This window comes from Caulobacter rhizosphaerae (assembly GCF_010977555.1).
Lineage (GTDB): Bacteria > Pseudomonadota > Alphaproteobacteria > Caulobacterales > Caulobacteraceae > Caulobacter > Caulobacter rhizosphaerae.
Genome location: NZ_CP048815.1, coordinates 365,023 through 381,451, shown reverse-complemented (window position 1 = coordinate 381,451; position 16,429 = coordinate 365,023). Strand labels below are relative to the sequence as shown.

Below are 16,429 nucleotides of genomic sequence, written 5' to 3'. Positions count from 1 at the left end.
TCGGCGCGGCAAAGCGACGCTTCGCGGCCCGAATCGACCGCCCAAGACCCTTCCTGGCTTGGCCGTAGGCGGGTTTCGGCTCGACGCGAAAGCCGCCTTGGGACAAAAGACGCTCATGAAATTCTTGGACCAGTGCAAAATCTATGTCCGCTCCGGCAACGGCGGCGGCGGCGCGGTCTCGTTCCGACGCGAGAAGTACATCGAATACGGCGGTCCCGACGGCGGGGACGGCGGGCGAGGCGGCGACGTGTGGATCGAGGCGGTCGAGGGCCTCAACACCCTGATCGACTACCGCTATCAGCAACACTTCAAGGCCGGGACGGGCGTCCACGGCATGGGTCGGGCGCGCCATGGCGCGGCCGGCGAGGACGTGATCCTGAAGGTCCCCGTCGGCACCCAGGTGCTGGAGGAGGACAAGGAGACCCTGATCGCCGACCTCGACACCGCCGGCATGACCCTGCGCCTGGCCAAGGGCGGCAACGGCGGCTGGGGCAACCTGCACTTCAAGGGCCCGGTCAACCAGGCGCCGAAGTACGCCAATCCCGGCCAGGAGGGCGAGGAGCTGTGGGTCTGGCTGCGGCTGAAGCTGATCGCCGACGTCGGCCTGGTGGGCCTGCCGAACGCCGGCAAGTCGACCTTCCTGGCCGCCGCCAGCGCCGCCAAGCCCAAGATCGCCGATTATCCGTTCACCACCCTGACCCCGAACCTGGGCATGGTGGACCTTTCCACCAGCGAACGCTTCGTGATGGCCGACATCCCTGGCCTGATCGAGGGCGCCAGCGAAGGCGCGGGCCTGGGCACCCGCTTCCTCGGCCACGTCGAACGCTCGGCCGTGCTGATCCACCTGGTCGACGCCACCCAGGACGACATCGCCGGAGCCTGGACCACGATCCGCGGCGAGCTGGAAGCCTATGGCGACGAGCTGGCCGACAAGTCCGAGATCCTGGCCCTCAACAAGATCGACGCCCTGGACGACGAGACCCGCGCGGCCAAGGCCGCCGAGCTTGAGGCCGTGGCCGGCACGAAGCCGATGCTGGTCTCCGGCGTGTCCGGCGAGGGCGTCACCGAACTGCTGCGCGCCGCCTACACCCAGGTGCGCATCCGCCGCGGCGACGCGATCGAGGAGATCGAGGACGACGAGGACCATGTCGAGGAAACCCCCGGGGGCTGGAAGCCTTAGATGAGCGTTTCGGGGGAGGCGCTCGCCAGGGCTCGGCGCGTGGTGTTCAAGGTCGGCTCCGCCCTGCTGGTCGACGCCGCCACCGGCGCGCCGGACCGCGCCTGGCTGACGGCCTTCTGCGCCGACGTGGCCCGGCTGCGGGCCCGAGGCCAGCAGGTGGTGGTGGTGTCGTCCGGGGCCGTGGCCCTGGGCCGTCGGCGCCTGGGCCTGACGGGACGCAAATCCCTGACCCTGCCTGAGAAGCAGGCCGCCGCCGCCGCCGGCCAGTCGGTGCTGATGCGGGCCTGGGAGGAGGCGCTGGAGCCGCACGGGATCGGCGCCGCCCAGATCCTGCTGACCCGCGACGACACCGAGGTTCGCCGCCGCTGGCTGAACGCCCGCGCCACGGCCGAGACCCTTATCGGCCTGAATGTCGTGCCCGTGGTCAACGAGAACGACACCGTGGTGACCGAGGAGATCCGCTACGGCGACAACGACCGCCTGGCCGCCCGGGTCGCCCAGATGGTCGGCGCCGACCTGCTGGTGCTGCTGTCCGACATCGACGGCCTCTACACCGCCGATCCGCGCCGCGACCCGTCGGCCACCCATATCGACCGCGTTTCCGAGATCACCCCCGAGATCGCCGGCATGGCCGAGGGGGCCAACGCCTCGGCCGGGGTCGGCACCGGCGGGATGGCCACCAAGATCGCCGCCGCCCGCATCGCCCGGGCCGCCGGCTGCGCCACCCTGATCACCCTGGGCTCGCGCCCGGCGCCGCTGCAGGCCATCGAGGACGGGGCCCCGGCCACGGTGATCGAGGCCGGCGCCTCGCCCGCCGCCGCTTACAAGGCCTGGATCGCCGGTTCGCTGGCGCCCCAGGGCTGGCTGACCGTCGACGCCGGCGCGGCCGTCGCCCTGGCCAGCGGCAAGAGCCTGCTCTGCGCCGGGGTCCGCGCTGTGGAGGGGCCGTTCGACAAGGGCGACGCCGTCCGGGTCCGCGACGAAACCGGCCGCGAAGTGGCCCGGGGCCTGGTCCGCTACGACAGCGCCGACGCCCACCGCATCGCCGGCCTGCGCTCCGACGCCATCGAGGCCGAGCTGGGCTTCACCGAAGGTCCGATGATCCACGCCGACGACCTGGCGGTAGGGGGCTAGATGCGGACCGCGCTGGCGCTCCTGCTGGCCGGCGCGACGCTGCTCTGCGGCTGCGCCAGCCTGGCGCCGGCGGCCTGCCCGGCCGGCCAGAGTCACGGCCGCACCGCCCAGCTATTCTTCGGCCGCGACATCGGCGACCAGGTCGGCGTGTCGGACGCCGACTTCGCCCGCTTCGTCGACGAGGAGCTGACCCCGCGTTTCCCCGACGGCCTGACCATTTTGGACGCCGCCGGCCAGTGGCGCTCCAAGGCCGGGCCGATCGTCCGCGAGCCGTCGAAGGTGGTGATCCTCGCCTTGCCCGGCCGCACCGGCGGCGAGGACCGGCTGGAGGCGGTGCGGGCGGCGTACAAGGCCCGCTTCTCCCAGGAGGCGGTGATGATCGTCACGCAGCCGGTCTGTCTGGGGTTCTAGGTGCCGCTCTAAGCGGCCCTTCCCCGCGACTTCATTGCATGATGTGAACTTTCCTCTCATTTTGTGAACAGTTCGCATGGGCGGCGTTGGAGGCAGACTTGCTGGGATCGATCACCCGGATCGTGACGCTCCTGATCGCCAGCCTCTGGGCCTCCGCCGCCTTGGCCGCTCCGCCCTCGCCCTGGATCCTGGACCGTCCCGCGGCCGGCGCCTTTCCGCTGCTGGCGCCCGACGTCGTCGCCGACCTGGTCGTTAGCCCGGACGACGCCCCGGTTGTCGGCCTCGCCGCCCAGGGCTTCGCCGACGACCTCGCCGCCGTGAGCGGGCAGACGGCCAAGGTCCGCGCCGACGGCGGCGCTCCGAATCGCGCCCAGGTCTGGATCGGGACGCTGGGCCGCAACCCCGCCATCGACCGCCTGGTCGCCGACCGCCGCCTCGACGTCCGCCACCTGAAGGGCGCCTGGGAAAGCTTCGTCATCGCCGTGGTGGAGAGGCCCGCGCCGGGCGTGCCCCGCGCCCTGGTCATCGTCGGGTCCGACCGGCGGGGCACGGCCTATGGCGTCTACGAACTGTCCCAGGCGATCGGCGTCTCGCCCTGGCGCTGGTGGGCCGACGTGGCGCCGCCGCGCCGCGACCGGCTGTACGTGGCGGCCGGGACCCGCCGCTTTGGTCCGCCCTCGGTCAAGTATCGCGGCGTCTTCCTCAACGACGAGGACTGGGGCCTGCAGCCCTGGGCCGCCCACACCTTCGAGCCTGAGACCGGCAATATCGGGCCCAAGACCTACGCCAAGGTCTTCGACCTGTTGCTGCGGCTGAAGGCCAACACCCTGTGGCCGGCCATGCACCCGACCACCGCGCCGTTCAACGGCGACCCGGCCAACGCCAGGTTGGCCGACCGTTACGCCATCGTCATGGGCTCGTCCCACGCCGAGCCGATGCTGCGCAACAATGTCGGCGAGTGGAAGGCCCCGGCCGCCGACTATGACTACGCGCGCAATCGCGGTGGCGTGCTGGGCTACTGGCGCGAGCGGGTTCAGGCCAATGGCGGGTACGAAAACCTCTACACTCTGGGCATGCGCGGCATCCACGACAGCGGCATGGTCGGAGCCGACAGTCTGGAGGGCCGCAAGGCGCTGCTGGAAAAGATCTTCGCCGACCAGCGCCGACTGTTGACCGAGCGTGGCCTCGAGGGCGCGCCGCAGGTGTTCACCCCTTACAAGGAGGTGCTGGACGTCTATCGCGGCGGGCTCAAGGTTCCCGACGACGTCACCCTGGTCTGGCCGGACGACAATTTCGGCTACATCCGCCAGTTCCCGGACGCGACCGAGCGGAAGCGGGCCGGCGGCTCGGGCGTCTATTATCACCTGTCCTATCTGGGCGCGCCGCTGTCCTACATCTGGCTGTCGACCACGCCTCCGGCCCTGATCCAGCAGCAGATGGACCAGGCCTACGACCTGGGCGCCCGGCGGCTGTGGGTGGCCAATGTCGGTGACCTCAAGCCGGCCGAGATCAATACGGAGCTGTTCCTGGCCCTGGCCTGGGACGTCGACGGCTTCCGCAAGGCCGGCTGGCGGGGGTTCCTGGCCGATTGGGCGGCGCGGGAGTTCGGGGCCGAGGCCGGGCCGGAGGTCGCCGACCTCATGGCCCGCTGGCACGGCCTGAACTTCGAGCGCAAGCCCGAGCACCTGCAATGGCAGCTGCCCGGCCAAAAGCCGCGAATGAGCGACCTGTCGCTGGAGGCCGCGGCGGCGCGCCTGGCCGCCTTCGACGCCCTGTCCGCCCGGGTCGACGCCGTCGCCGCGCGGCTGAATCCGGACCAGCAGGACGCCTTCTTCGAGCTGGTCGCCTATCCCGTGAAGGCCGCGGCGGCGGCCAACCACCGTTTCTTCGACGCCGAGGCCCACGACCGCCTGGCCGACGCCGCCCCGCTGGAGGCGCGGCGACGCGGAGCCCTGGCCCGTCGGGCCGACGCGGAGCTGGCCGCCCTGACCGAGCGCTACAACGCCGAAATCGCCGGCGGCAAGTGGCGCGGGCTGATGGCCGTGGAGCCGGCCGACGGCCAGTGGAAGTCGTTCCGCCTGACCCCGCCGGTGCTGCCCGCCGCGTCCCTGGTCGGGGCCGGGCCGGAACCGGCCGCACCGCCACCCTCGGCCAAGACCGACCCCGCCGCTCCGATCGTCATCCAGGCCGAGTCCGTCGCGGCCGGCGCCGGCTGGACGCGCGTCGACGGCCTGGGCCGCGGCCAGGGCGCGATGCAGTCGGGCGCGGCGGCTTCGTCCCTGGCCTATGCGGTGACCCTGCCGCCCGGCGACTGGAGCCTGTCGGTCGATCTGATCCCCACCTTCCCGCTGACGGCCGGCGGCGCCCTGCGCCTGGCGGTCGCCGTCGACGGCGGGGCCCCCGTCGAGATCGCCGTCCGGCGCGAACCCGGCGACGCGGTCTGGGCCCAGGGCGTGCTGGACGGGCGTCTGGGCGCCGCCAGCGGCCTGAGCCTGGCCGGCGGTCCCCACCGGGTGGTGCTGACCGCCCGCGAGCCGGGCGTCCTGGTCGACGCCCTGGCCTTCAAGCCCCGCTGAGCGGCCAAAGCTTGACCTGGGTCGCGCCGTGGGGAAGCCTGCCACCGAGAGTTGATTTAGAACGAGGACGTGACCTTGACTGCGTTTCTTCGTCTGGCCGGCGCGGCCGGCGCCCTGGTCCTGGTCGCGGCGACCGCGGCCCCGTCGCCGGTGGCGTCCCTGCTGGAGGACCCGGCCGCGGCCCGCGCCTTCGACTACGCCGCCCTGCGTGAACGACTGGGCGACGAGCAGACGGCGGCCCTGAGCAAGACCTTGGACGAAGCGTTCGCGGCGCGCCTGGCCGCCGCGCCCGACGCTTGCGAGACCGAGGCCGAGGCCTTCGTGCGCGGGGGCCTGGCCAGCGCCCTCCAGGCCCGCGACGCCGCCGCCTGGCGGGCCGACTGGAAGGCCGCCAACGACCAGCTTGACCAGATCTACGCCCGCGTCGCCAAGGCCCTGAACGGCGAGGACGTCGGCCGGGCTTATGACGGCGTGCGCGCCGACGCCAAGGCGGCCGTCGCCGCCAGCGATCCCCGCCATCGCCAGCTCTTCGCCCGCGTCGCCCGGGACCAGGCCTGGCGTCATACCTTCCACGACGTCGAGGCCATGCCCCAGGGACCGCGGCGTCAGATGGTCATCCGCCCCGTGTCGGCCAAGACCTGCGGCGTCGACGCCGAAAACACCGCCTGGTTGAAGGCCGAGTGGCGCACCTCCGGCTGGTTCACCACCGCCCGCGACGGTGAAGTCGCCAACCAGCGCGCCTGGCTGATCCTGCAGCACGCCGACCGCGACCCCGCCTTCCAGCGCGCCGTCCTCCCCCTCCTGGCCGGGGAGACCGGTGTGGGGGCGCGGATCAACTACGCCTATCTCACCGACCGGGTGGCGGTGAACGCCAAGGCGCTGCAGACCTACGGCACCCAGGGCGACTGCATCGCGCCCGGTCGCTGGGAGCCGCTCCCGGTCAAGGACCCTGACGGCCTGGACGCCCGGCGCGCGGCCGTGGCCCTGCCGCCCATAGCGGAATACCAGGCGCATGGCGCAACCGCCTGCGCCAACTTCAAGGCTCCGTGACCCCGCCCTATTTCTCATACCCCGTCATCGACATCGGCCGGTCCTTCACCCCTGTCGCCCAGGCCTTGTTCGGCGTGGCGCCCATGGTGAAGACCAGCTCGCCGCCGGCCCGGATCTCGGCGTCGCGCAGGAAGCTTCTGGGCAGCGGCCTGCCGTTCAGGGTCACGGCGGCGACGTAGGGCGCGGCGTCCGACAGGCCCACGGCCCGCACCGTGAACCGCTTGCCGTTCGGCAGGTTCAGCACCGCCCGCTCCACGAACGGCCGGCCGATCACGTATTCGTTCGAGCCCGGCGCCACCGGGTAGAAGCCCAGGCTCGTGAACACCAGCCAGGCCGACATCTGCCCCAGGTCGTCATTGCCCGACAGGCCGTCCGGCGCGGGCCGGTACTGCGACTTCACGATTTGGGTCAGCCGGGCCTGGGTGCGCCACGGGGCGCCGGCGTAGTCGTACAGATAGGCCACGTGGTGGCTGGGCTCGTTGCCGTGGATGTACTGGCCGATCAGGCCGGCGATGTCCTCGGCGTGCGAATAGTCGAGCTTGGAGTTGTCGAAGTCGAACATGGCGTCCAGCTTCCGGACGGTGGCCGCGTCGCCGCCCATCAGCCCCACCAGCCCGCCCAGGTCCTGCGGCGCGAACCACGAATATTGCCAGGCGTTGCCCTCGGTGTAGTCCGAGCCATAGTTGATCGCGGTCGGGTCGAACGGCGTGCGGAAGGTCCCGTCGCTCTTGCGGGCCCGCAGGAAGCCGGTCTTGACGTCGAAGCTGTTGCGCCAGTTCCCCGCCCGCTTCTCGAAGGTCGCGGCGACGTCGCTTCGGCCCATGGCCTTGGCCATGCGGGCGATGGTCCAGTCGTCATAGGCGTATTCGACGGTCTTGGAGGCGGCCTCCGGCTCCTTGTCGATCGGCACGTAGCCGAGGGTCATGTAGTCGCCCAGGCCGCCATAGGGGGCGTAGGTGGCGCTCTTGACCATGGCGTCCAGCGCCGCCTTCTCGTCAAAGCCCCGGATGCCCTTCAGCCAGGCGTCGGCGATCACCGGCACGGCGTGATAGCCGATCATCGTCCAGGTCTCCTGGCCGTGGAACTGCCAGACCGGCAGGATGCCGTAAGGGCTCTCCTGCTGCGAGGCGATCAGCGAATTGACCACGTCGCTGGTGCGCCGCTCCGGCTGGACCAGGGTCAGCAGCGGGTGCTCGGCCCGGAAGGTGTCCCACAGCGAAAAGGTCGAGTGGAAGGTGAAGCCTTTGGCCTCATGCACGTCGTTATCGGGCCCGCGATAGCGGCCGTCGACGTCGCTGAACACGCTGGGGGCCAGCAGGGCGTGGTAGAGGGCGGTGTAGACATTGGTTCGCGTGTCGGCCGGGGCTGAGATCTCGACCGCCCCCAGGGCCTTTTCCCAGTCGGCCCGGGTCCGGGCCCGCAGGCCGTCGAAGTCGAAGCCCGTCTCGTCGCTGGTAAGGTTCAGCACGGCGTTGGCTTCGCTGACCGACGAGATCGCCACCTTGGCCACCAGCGGCCTGTCGATCGTCCCGAAGTCGAAGACGCCGACCAGGGCCCGGCCTTCCACCTGGGCGCGGTCGCCCGGCGTGCGGCCCGGCTGGGCGAAGCCCCTGTAGGGGACGTCCGCTTCCCGGTTGTACAGCGCCTTGCCGACCAGCGGCTTGCTGAAGCGGATCGCGAAATAGAGCTGGCGGCCCGGCGCCCAGCCGCGGGTCTCGCGAAAACCGGTGATCGTGCCGTCCTCGGCGACGCGGATCCGCGACCAGCTGACCTTGCCCGGGTAGTTGTAGATCGAGGTGCGCAGGTCCAGCAGCACCTGGGCTCGCGCGCCCTTCTGGAAGGTGTAGCGGTGCAGGCCGGTGCGCAGGCCGGCCGTCAGCTCGGCCCGCACCTGGCTGTCGGTCAGGGTCACGGCGTAGTAGCCGGGCTGGGCCACCTCGCCGTCGTGGCTGAAGCGCGAGCGGTAGCCCGAGCCGGGCTTGTCGGCCTCGCCGGGCTCCAGCTTCGCCTCGCCGCTGACCGGGGTCAGCAGGACGTCGCCGAGGTCGGAGTGGCCCGAGCCGGAGAAGTGGGTGTGCGAGAAGCCCAGGATCGTCGGGTCGCTGTAGCGATAGCCCGCGGCCCGGGCGTAGCTCTGCTTGAACGGCAGGATGTCGGTGTCGGGGCTGAGCTGGACCATGCCGAACGGGGCGACCGCGCCGGGGAAGGTATGGCCGTCGCCGCCCGTGCCGATGAACGGGTCGACGGCGTCGTAAGCGGATTTGTCCTGGGCGAAGGCCGAAGAGGCGGCGAGCACGGCGACCACGGCCAGCACCAGTCCAGGACGCATGGGATTCTCCTTGAGGGACGCCGCGACCCTAGCGGCTGGGGAGGCGCGCCGTCATCCGATTTGGGAGGGATGGGTGAAGACCCGGCTCATCCAGCCCCTCCCCCTGTGGGGGAGGCGATCGCGCAGCGATCGGTGGGGGGAGTTTTCGGATCGTGGATCCGGGCTGAGGCCGCCTGCCGATCACTCCCCCCACCGTCGGCTTCGCCGACACCTCCCCCACAGGGGGAGGATCTTGGATGCATGGCTCGCCGCCTCACGCGATCTCTCGCTGAGCTGATGGAAAGGGACGCGGAGCGCCGGACATCGTCCGGAGTTCTTTGATAAATACCGTTTCGACGAAGCCGATCGCTCCGCGCGCTCGTTATCCGCCAGCGTCCGGTGGGCAGCCCTGTTGAGGCTTAGCCGGACCCGGTCTCGATCCCTTTCGGGAGAAACCGGACGCCGGGGGCGCGGGCCTATGGGCATACTCGCGCTTTATCCCCGTTCGACGCCGACGGCGGGCGGGCTTCCCAACGATGGAAGGCCCCGGACACGCTGAAGTAACCCCCTCCAGCCCAGTCCCGCTCGATCGCCCCCGCCGCCGCATCGGTCGCTGGCCATGCGCCCTTTCCATGCAACGAGGTGGGATCAGGATACGGGGGTTTGAAAGGGTGAGGATCAAATCGGGTCGAGAAAGTTCAGGGTGTTGAAATCCTGAGACTTTGTTGGCTGAACGCCGAGCATAGAACCCTTCCCTCCCCTTTATGGGGACGGTGGCCCTGGTGGCGCCAGGGTCGGGTGGGGCCTGCTGAGGCAGCAGTCCAGCCCCGTCCAACACCCTGCACCGATCCCCCACCCGACCCGCTACGCGGGCCACCCTCCCCACAAGGGGGAGGGAAGATCGTTTGCCGAAAACGCCCCCTTCCGCCCTCCGCCAGCGGCGAGGCCGCGCCTTGAAACCTTGATGGCGAGCCTGCTCTGGCGTCTGGCCGTGTCAAGGACGGCGCGACGCGCCGTCCTTGACACGGCCAGACGCCAGAGCTCCGATCCACCAAGGCTTTAAGGCGCGGCCCCATCCGGGGCGGATGGGGCGCCTAGTCGCCGCCAGGAGGAAACCTAGCCAATGCTAATTGAGCGCCGCCTACACCGCGCCGCCGCGCTGGTTTGTCTTGGCCTGAGCCTTATGAGCTGCGGTGCGGAGGATCCCACGCGTGTGCGGAAAGTGCGCAATCTTGTAGAGGCACGCTGGCCGATGCCTCCACTAGCCCTTCGAACCCTGACCGTGAAGGGCGAGGTTAGGAGAGATATCGAAGGCATAGTAGTGCGCGACCTGAACTGCCGAGACCTTTGCGACAACGTCTTGAGTTTGGAGTTCCCTAACGCTGAAGCGCTTGATCAGGCGCTGCAGAATAAATTCCATATCCCCTGCATGGTTCTGAAGGTTAAGCCGCTATACCGCCGCTCAGAAAACCCCGCCGTTCTGGGCAGCCGATATAGGATCCGTGCTCTGGAGTTCGTCGACGTTGTTGACGCAAACTCGTGTCCACGTGATCCAGGAGATCATCCCTTAGGGGCGCTTCCCCAACAGCCCCGCTAACACCCCCACCACCCTTTCCCCATTCCCCCGCCGCCGCAAAGCGCCTAGGTAAGCCTCACTCTGAGCATATCCGGGATCGGAGGATGGCGATGGACGACGCGGGCATGAGCTTGCAGGCGACGATGACGGCGATGGGACAGGCGGCTCGGCACGGGGCGTCGGCCCTGCGCGTGGCCACGCCAGCCCAGCGCACCGCCGCGCTCCAGGCCATGGCCGCCGCCATCCGCGCCGACGCGCCCGCCATCCTGGCCGCCAACGCCCGCGATCTGGACAAGGCCGGCGCCGGCGGCCTGACCGCGCCGATGGTCGAGCGGCTGATGCTGAACGCCGAGCGCCTGGAGGGCGTGGCCGCCGGGCTCGAGGCCGTGGCCGCCATCCCCGACCCGCTGGGCGTGGAGACCGCCCGCTGGACCCGTCCCAACGGCCTGGACATCGCCCGGGTGCGCACGCCGATCGGCGTGATCGCCATGATCTTCGAGAGCCGGCCCAACGTCACCGCCGACGCCGCCGCCCTGTGCGTACGCTCCGGCAACGCGGTGATCCTGCGCGGCGGGTCCGAGTGCCTGCAATCCAACCTCGCGATCCACGCGGCCATCGCCAAGGGGCTGAAGGCGGCGGGGATTTCGACCGACGCGGTGCAGATCGTCCGCACCCCCGACCGCGACGCGGTGGGGGCGATCCTGTCGGGCCTGGACCGCACGATCGACCTGATCATCCCCCGGGGTGGCAAGAGCCTGGTCGCCCGGGTGCAGCAGGAGGCCAGGGTGGCGGTGCTGGGCCACCTGGAGGGCCTGAACCATGTGTTCGTCCATGCCGCCGCCGACCCGCGCAAGGCCGTCGACATCGTGCTGAACGCCAAGATGCGCCGGGTGTCGGTGTGCGGCGCGGCCGAGACGCTTCTGGTGGACCGGGCGGCGGCCTCGCGCCTGCTGCCGCCGATCGCCGACGCCCTGATCAAGGCCGGGTGCGAGCTGCGCGGCGACGGCCCCTCGCGGGCCATCGAGCCGACCATGAAGCCGGCCATCGAGGCCGACTGGTCGACCGAGTACCTGGCGCCGACGATTTCGGTGGCCGTGGTCGACGGGGTGGAGGGCGCGGCCGCCCACATCGCCGCCTACGGCTCGGGCCACACCGACGCGATCCTGACCGAGGACGCCGCGGCGGCCGAGCGGTTCGTGGCCCTGGTCGACAGCGCCATCGTGCTGGTCAACGCCTCGACCCAGTTCGCCGACGGCGGCGAGTTCGGCTTCGGGGCCGAGATCGGCATCGCCACCGACAAGCTACACGCCCGCGGCCCGGTCGGGGCCGAGCAACTGACGACGTTCAAATATGTGGTTCGCGGGACCGGCCAGACTCGTCCCTGAAGCCGGCCGCCCTTCGGCGCAGAGGCTGGGCTTCCACCTGGAGCCCGGCCTGCGCGTGGGCCTGTTCGGCGGCAGCTTCAACCCGGCGCACGAGGGCCACGCCCACGTCGCCGAGACCGCGCTGCGACGCCTGGAGCTGGACAAGGTGATCTGGCTGGTCTCGCCGCAGAACCCGCTGAAGTCGACGCACGAGACGCGGCCCCTGGCCGAGCGCCTGGCCGGGGCCCGGCAGTGGGCGCGCGGGGCCGGCATGGTCGTCTCCGACGCCGAGACCCGGCTGGGCTCGCAATACACCATCGACACCCTGCGGGTGCTGCGGGCGCGGTTCCCGGGCGTGAAGTTCGTCTGGATCATGGGGGCCGACAGCCTGGCCACCTTCCACCGCTGGCGCGGCTGGACCCAGATCATGCGCGAGGTCCCGGTGGCGGTGATCTCGCGGCCGTGGATCGCCCTGAAGGCCCGCACCTCGCCCGCCGCCCGCCGCTTCGCCTTCGCCCGCCGCCCGGCCAGCGAGGCCTCGATCCTGGCCGACGCCACCGCTCCGGCCTGGGTCTACCTGACCGGCCCGCTGAACTACGCCTCGTCGACGGCGCTGCGGAAGCGGCAGACGAAGGGGTAGGCGTTCAGCTCAAGCCTCCGGCAAGGTGAAATAGAGCGCGCCCCACACGGCCGCGACGAACATCAATCCCCAGGTCGCGACGCCAAGCCAGAACAGCCCGGGCTTCTCGTCGCGCCGGACCAGCTCATAGCGGCTGAACGGTATCCGCCCCCAATAGAGGCAAGCGGCGATGATCACGGCGAAAACCCCGCTCACCATCCACAGGACGGGGCCCATCGCTCTGTCTTCGGGTGTCAGCATTGGCGCATCCGCGGAAGGTTCGGGACGGCGAAGCTACATCGGGCGGCGGTCGCCCAATAGCGACATCATGCGTCCGGAATCGCCCATTTCCACGTTCCCCCTCATCATTTGGAGTCTTCCGTGCTATGGAGGGGTTTGCGCGAACCCACCAAGGAGCATTTCCGCTGCGTAGCGACCCCGCGCCGACGGCGCACGAGGGATCGGTTTCTTCCGAAACCTCGACCAAGACCGAGTCCGAGCTGGACCTGAGTATCAAGGCCCTCGAGACCCTGATCCTGTCGCGTCTCGACGACGACAAGGCCCAGGACATCGTCCACATCGACCTGACGGACAAGAGCTCGGTCGCCGACAGCCTGATCGTGGCGTCGGGCCGTTCGCACCGTCACGTCGGCGCCCTGGCCGACCACATCATCCGGGCGCTCAAGGAGAGCGGCTTCGGCAAGGCGCGGGTCGAAGGCCTGCCGCACTGCGACTGGGTGCTGATCGACGCCGGCGACGTGGTGGTCCATCTGTTCCGTCCGGAAGTCCGCTCGTTCTACAACATCGAGAAGATCTGGGCCGTCGACGCGCCGCACCGGCTGGCGTCGAACTAGGCGGGTCCGGGATCCGCCCTCGTCCTTCGACAAGCTCAGGATGAGGGCCGCCTATCGTCCCGTCACCCTTGAAACCTCATCCTGAGCCTGTCGAAGGACGGGGTTTCAACGCAGGGCCTTGATGAAGATCACCCTCCTCACCGTCGGAAGGCTCGGCCGCATGGTCGAGGCGCAGCTGGCCGTGGACTATGCGTCCCGGGCCACGGCGTCCGGCCGCGCCCTGGCCCTGGGGCCGGTCGAGATCGTCGAGGTCGAGGCGCGCAAGCCCGGCAAGGCCGCCGAGGCCGAGGTGCTGCGCCCGCACCTGGAGGGCGCCTACGTCATCGCCTGCGACGAGCACGGCAAGGTGCGGCCCTCGCGGGCCTTCGCCGAGCATCTGGGCCGGCTGCGCGACGACGGCCATCGCAAGGTCGTGTTCCTGATCGGCGGGGCCGACGGGTTGGATCCCTCCATCCTGGCGGCGGCCGACGAGACCCTGGCCTTCGGTCCCCAGACCTGGCCCCACGCCCTGGCCCGCGCCATGCTGGCCGAGCAGGTCTACCGCGCCGTCACCATCCTGGCGGGCTCGCCGTATCATCGCGATTGAGGCATTGATCGGCATATGTCGCGCCGCGTCGTCCTGATCACCGCCAGCCTCCTGGTCGCCCTGCTGGGCGCCGGCGGCCTCGTCGCGGCCCAGGTCGGCCAGCGGGGGCCCGTCAGCCAGAAGGCCAGGGACGAGCAGGCCGCCGCCGACACCCGGCGCGAGATCGCCGACCTGCGCGGCGAGCTGGACGCCCTGGGCCGCCAGCGGGTCGACGCCGGCGACGACGTGGCGGCCAAGCGCGCCCGGCTGGAGGTCCTGCACCAGCGGGAGTCGGCGCTGGTCGCCGAGCTGGGCCGCGACCGGGGCCAGCTGGCCCGGCTGCTCAGCGCTCTGCAGCTTTTCCGCCGCGATCCGCCCCCGGCCCTGCTGGTCAGCCCGGGCGACGCCCGCGACGCGGTGCGGGCTGCGATCCTGATCCGCGCCATGACCCCGGAGCTGCAGGCCCGGGCCGACGGCTACGCCCGCCAGGCCCGCGCCGTTTCGGCCCTGCGCCGTCAGGCCGCCGCCGCCTCCGAGGAGCTGTTCACCGCCGAGAGCCTGGTCGCCGACCGCAAGGGCGACCTGGAGCGGATGATCGTCGAGAAGACCCAGCTGGAACGCGCCTATGCACAAGAAGCGCTGACGGGAGACGACCAGGGCACGCTGGGCGCCCTGACCGACGGGCTGACGCCCCGGCCGGCGACCGGGCCGCTGGTCCTGGTCTCGCCCGCCCCCGGACCGCTGGAACGCCGGTTCGGCCAGGCCATGCCGGCCGGCGGCCGCGCCGCCGGCCTGACGATCCGCACGGAAAAGGGTCACGCCGTGGCCAGTCCCGCCGCCGGCGTGGTCGAATACGCCGGACCACTGAACGGCTGGGGCACGGTCTTGATCCTGCGCGCCCAGGGCGCCTACCATCTGGTGCTGGCCGGCCTGGACCAGGTTTCGGTGGCGCCCGGACAATCTGTCGCACCCGGCGCGACGGTTGGCCGGATGGCGGACCATGGCGCCTCGGAGCCAGAACTCTATTTCGAGGTTCGGGAAGACGGCGTTCCAGCCGATCCGGAGCGCTGGCTGAAACAAGGATCGCGATAGACGGCTTTTTCAGCGATGATGGCCGTCAAATGAACAAGGGTCCGCTTTAGTCGAGCGGAACGACGAGTTTTTAACGCGGCGCGACGGCGTCGTCAGGGAGCCATTTCGGCCACATGCGCAAGTACCTGCTCATCGGTGTTTCGGCCTTCGTCCTCGGTGCGGGGACCATGGCCTATGTCAGCCCCATCGCCCAGGCGACCAGCGCGAGCAAGGGCCAGACCTATAAGATGCTGGAGCTGTTCGGCGATGTCCTGCAGACCGTCGACAACCAGTACGTCTCGGAGGTCGACAACAAGAAGCTGATCGAGGCGGCGCTGGACGGCATGCTGACCAGCCTGGACCCGCATTCCGGCTACCTGTCGCCCGACAGCTTCGAGGACATGCAGGACACCACCCGCGGCGAGTACGGCGGGCTGGGCATCGAGGTGACCAGCGAGGACGGCGTGGTCAAGGTGATCTCGCCGATGGACGGCACGCCCGCCGCCCGCGCCGGCATCCAGGCCGGCGACTACATCACCGCGGTCAATGGCCAGTCGGTGCTGGGCCTGACCGTCAACGAGGCGGTCAAGCAGATGCGCGGCGCGGCCGGCGAGGTGGTCACCCTGACCATCGCCCGCGAGAAGACCGACCCCTTCGACGTCAAACTGACGCGCGAGGTGATCAAGCCCAAGGCCGCCATCGCCCGCATGGAAGGCGACTACGGCTATGTCCGCCTGCCCGGCTTCAACGAAAAGGCCACCGACGCCCTGACCGCGTCGATCAACGACCTGAAGGCCAAGAACCCCCACATGAAGGGGCTGATCTTCGACCTGCGCAACAATCCCGGCGGCCTGCTGGACCAGGCCGTGGGGGTCTCGGACGTGTTCCTGGACGGCGGCGAGGTGGTCAGCCAGCGCGGCCGCGACCCGCGCGATATCCAGCGCTACAACGCCAAGCCCGGCGACCTGCTGAACGGCCTGCCGGTGGTGGTGCTGATCAACCAGGGCTCGGCCTCGGCGGCGGAAATCGTCGCCGGCGCCCTGCAGGACCGCCACCGCGCCGAGCTGGTGGGCATCACCAGCTTCGGCAAGGGCTCGGTGCAGACGGTGATCCCGCTGCGCGGCGGGGCCGACGGCGCCCTGAAGCTGACGACGGCGCGCTACTTCACCCCGTCGGGCCGCTCGATCCAGAAGACCGGCATCGAGCCCGACCTGGAAGTGGCCCAGACCCGCGACCAGGCCCAGGACATCGCCAACCGCGTGTGGTTCAGCGAGGCCAGCTTCAAGAACGCGCTGAACGCCGACGAGGGCAAGAGCCGCCAGGGCGTCCACACGCCGGCCGAGGCGCCGCCGCCCGGCTTCGACGACAAGAAGGACGACTTCCAGCTGCAGCGCGCCATCGCCGTGCTGAAGGCCGGCTCGGTCGAGGCCGTGCCGAAACTGCCCAAGCCCCAGGCCAAGATCGCCGAGGTCACCGCCAAGGCCGCCGCCGCGGCCGGCAAGGGCCCGCCGGTCGAGAAGAAGTAGGATCTTCCTTCTCCCCTTGCGGGAGAAGGTGGCCTGCGAAGCAGGTCGGATGAGGTGTTTTCCAGACTGATCCGCCGCGTCCAGCCTGACCGCTGGGCGCGGCGGTTTCGTTCTTCGACCCCTCACCCGTCGTCCTCCGGACGACACCCTCTCCCGCAGGGGGAGAGGGAATTCGAACCATTCCGCCGCACCCTT

Annotated in this window: 13 protein-coding genes and 1 pseudogene; 12 read left to right on the top strand and 2 right to left on the bottom strand. The window is 70.4% G+C overall.

The features are described from left to right. The first annotated feature begins 115 nt into the window (after positions 1 to 115). The 5 genes from obgE (at position 116) to G3M57_RS01675 (ending at position 6,351) form a co-directional block, all read left to right on the top strand. A complete protein-coding gene (obgE, locus tag G3M57_RS01695; RefSeq protein ID WP_056757052.1) occupies positions 116 to 1,180 on the top strand; it encodes a GTPase ObgE in 1,065 nt (354 codons plus the stop codon). Further along, complete coding sequence (proB, locus tag G3M57_RS01690) at positions 1,181 to 2,314, top strand: glutamate 5-kinase (protein WP_163228507.1); 1,134 nt, start codon at positions 1,181 to 1,183, stop codon at positions 2,312 to 2,314. Then, positions 2,315 to 2,725, top strand: a complete 411-nt coding sequence (locus tag G3M57_RS01685) for a DUF3574 domain-containing protein (protein ID WP_056757059.1) — start codon at positions 2,315 to 2,317, stop codon at positions 2,723 to 2,725. 98 nt (positions 2,726 to 2,823) lie between these two features. Beyond that, the gene (locus G3M57_RS01680; RefSeq protein ID WP_208789646.1) at positions 2,824 to 5,301 is read left to right on the top strand and encodes a glycosyl hydrolase 115 family protein; all 2,478 of its coding nucleotides are present in this window, start codon (positions 2,824 to 2,826) and stop codon (positions 5,299 to 5,301) included. A 75-nt stretch (positions 5,302 to 5,376) separates the two neighbouring features. After that, positions 5,377 to 6,351 (top strand): DUF6624 domain-containing protein, encoded by a 975-nt coding sequence (locus tag G3M57_RS01675; protein ID WP_163228506.1) that lies wholly within the window; start codon positions 5,377 to 5,379, stop codon positions 6,349 to 6,351. Between the two features lie 7 nt (positions 6,352 to 6,358). Here the strand turns inward: G3M57_RS01675 and G3M57_RS01670 are convergent, their stop codons facing one another. Continuing rightward, the gene (locus tag G3M57_RS01670) at positions 6,359 to 8,680 is read right to left on the bottom strand and encodes a GH92 family glycosyl hydrolase (RefSeq protein ID WP_163228505.1); all 2,322 of its coding nucleotides are present in this window, start codon (positions 8,678 to 8,680) and stop codon (positions 6,359 to 6,361) included. Positions 8,681 to 8,956: 276 nt separating this feature from the next. On the opposite strand from G3M57_RS01670, the pseudogene G3M57_RS27835 reads away from it, so the two are divergent. The 3 genes and pseudogenes from G3M57_RS27835 to G3M57_RS01660 all read left to right on the top strand — a co-directional run. Further along, a pseudogene (locus G3M57_RS27835) lies at positions 8,957 to 9,081 on the top strand (hypothetical protein); the annotation flags it as partial. A gap of 1,264 nt (positions 9,082 to 10,345) precedes the next feature. Then, positions 10,346 to 11,620 carry a glutamate-5-semialdehyde dehydrogenase gene (locus tag G3M57_RS01665; protein ID WP_163233626.1) on the top strand — a complete coding sequence of 425 codons (1,275 nt, stop codon included), beginning with the start codon at positions 10,346 to 10,348 and terminating at the stop codon, positions 11,618 to 11,620. Further along, entirely contained in the window at positions 11,586 to 12,239 is a 654-nt protein-coding gene (locus tag G3M57_RS01660) for a nicotinate-nucleotide adenylyltransferase (protein WP_163228504.1), read from the top strand. Before G3M57_RS01665 ends, G3M57_RS01660 begins: the two co-directional genes overlap by 35 nt. Positions 12,240 to 12,248: 9 nt before the next feature. Here the strand turns inward: G3M57_RS01660 and G3M57_RS01655 are convergent, their stop codons facing one another. Next, entirely contained in the window at positions 12,249 to 12,479 is a 231-nt protein-coding gene (locus tag G3M57_RS01655) for a hypothetical protein (RefSeq protein ID WP_156402412.1), read from the bottom strand. Between the two features lie 164 nt (positions 12,480 to 12,643). Here G3M57_RS01655 and rsfS point away from each other — a divergent pair, with 164 nt between their 5' ends. The 4 genes from rsfS (at position 12,644) to G3M57_RS01635 (ending at position 16,234) form a co-directional block, all read left to right on the top strand. Next, positions 12,644 to 13,072, top strand: coding sequence for a ribosome silencing factor (gene rsfS / locus G3M57_RS01650; protein ID WP_162251709.1), 429 nt, complete (start codon positions 12,644 to 12,646; stop codon positions 13,070 to 13,072). 121 nt (positions 13,073 to 13,193) lie between these two features. Next, complete coding sequence (gene rlmH / locus G3M57_RS01645; RefSeq protein ID WP_163228503.1) at positions 13,194 to 13,658, top strand: 23S rRNA (pseudouridine(1915)-N(3))-methyltransferase RlmH; 465 nt, start codon at positions 13,194 to 13,196, stop codon at positions 13,656 to 13,658. A 15-nt stretch (positions 13,659 to 13,673) separates the two neighbouring features. Further along, positions 13,674 to 14,729, top strand: a complete 1,056-nt coding sequence (locus G3M57_RS01640; protein ID WP_163228502.1) for a murein hydrolase activator EnvC family protein — start codon at positions 13,674 to 13,676, stop codon at positions 14,727 to 14,729. A gap of 113 nt (positions 14,730 to 14,842) precedes the next feature. Next, entirely contained in the window at positions 14,843 to 16,234 is a 1,392-nt protein-coding gene (locus tag G3M57_RS01635) for a S41 family peptidase (protein WP_163228501.1), read from the top strand. The last annotated feature ends 195 nt before the right edge of the window (positions 16,235 to 16,429 follow it).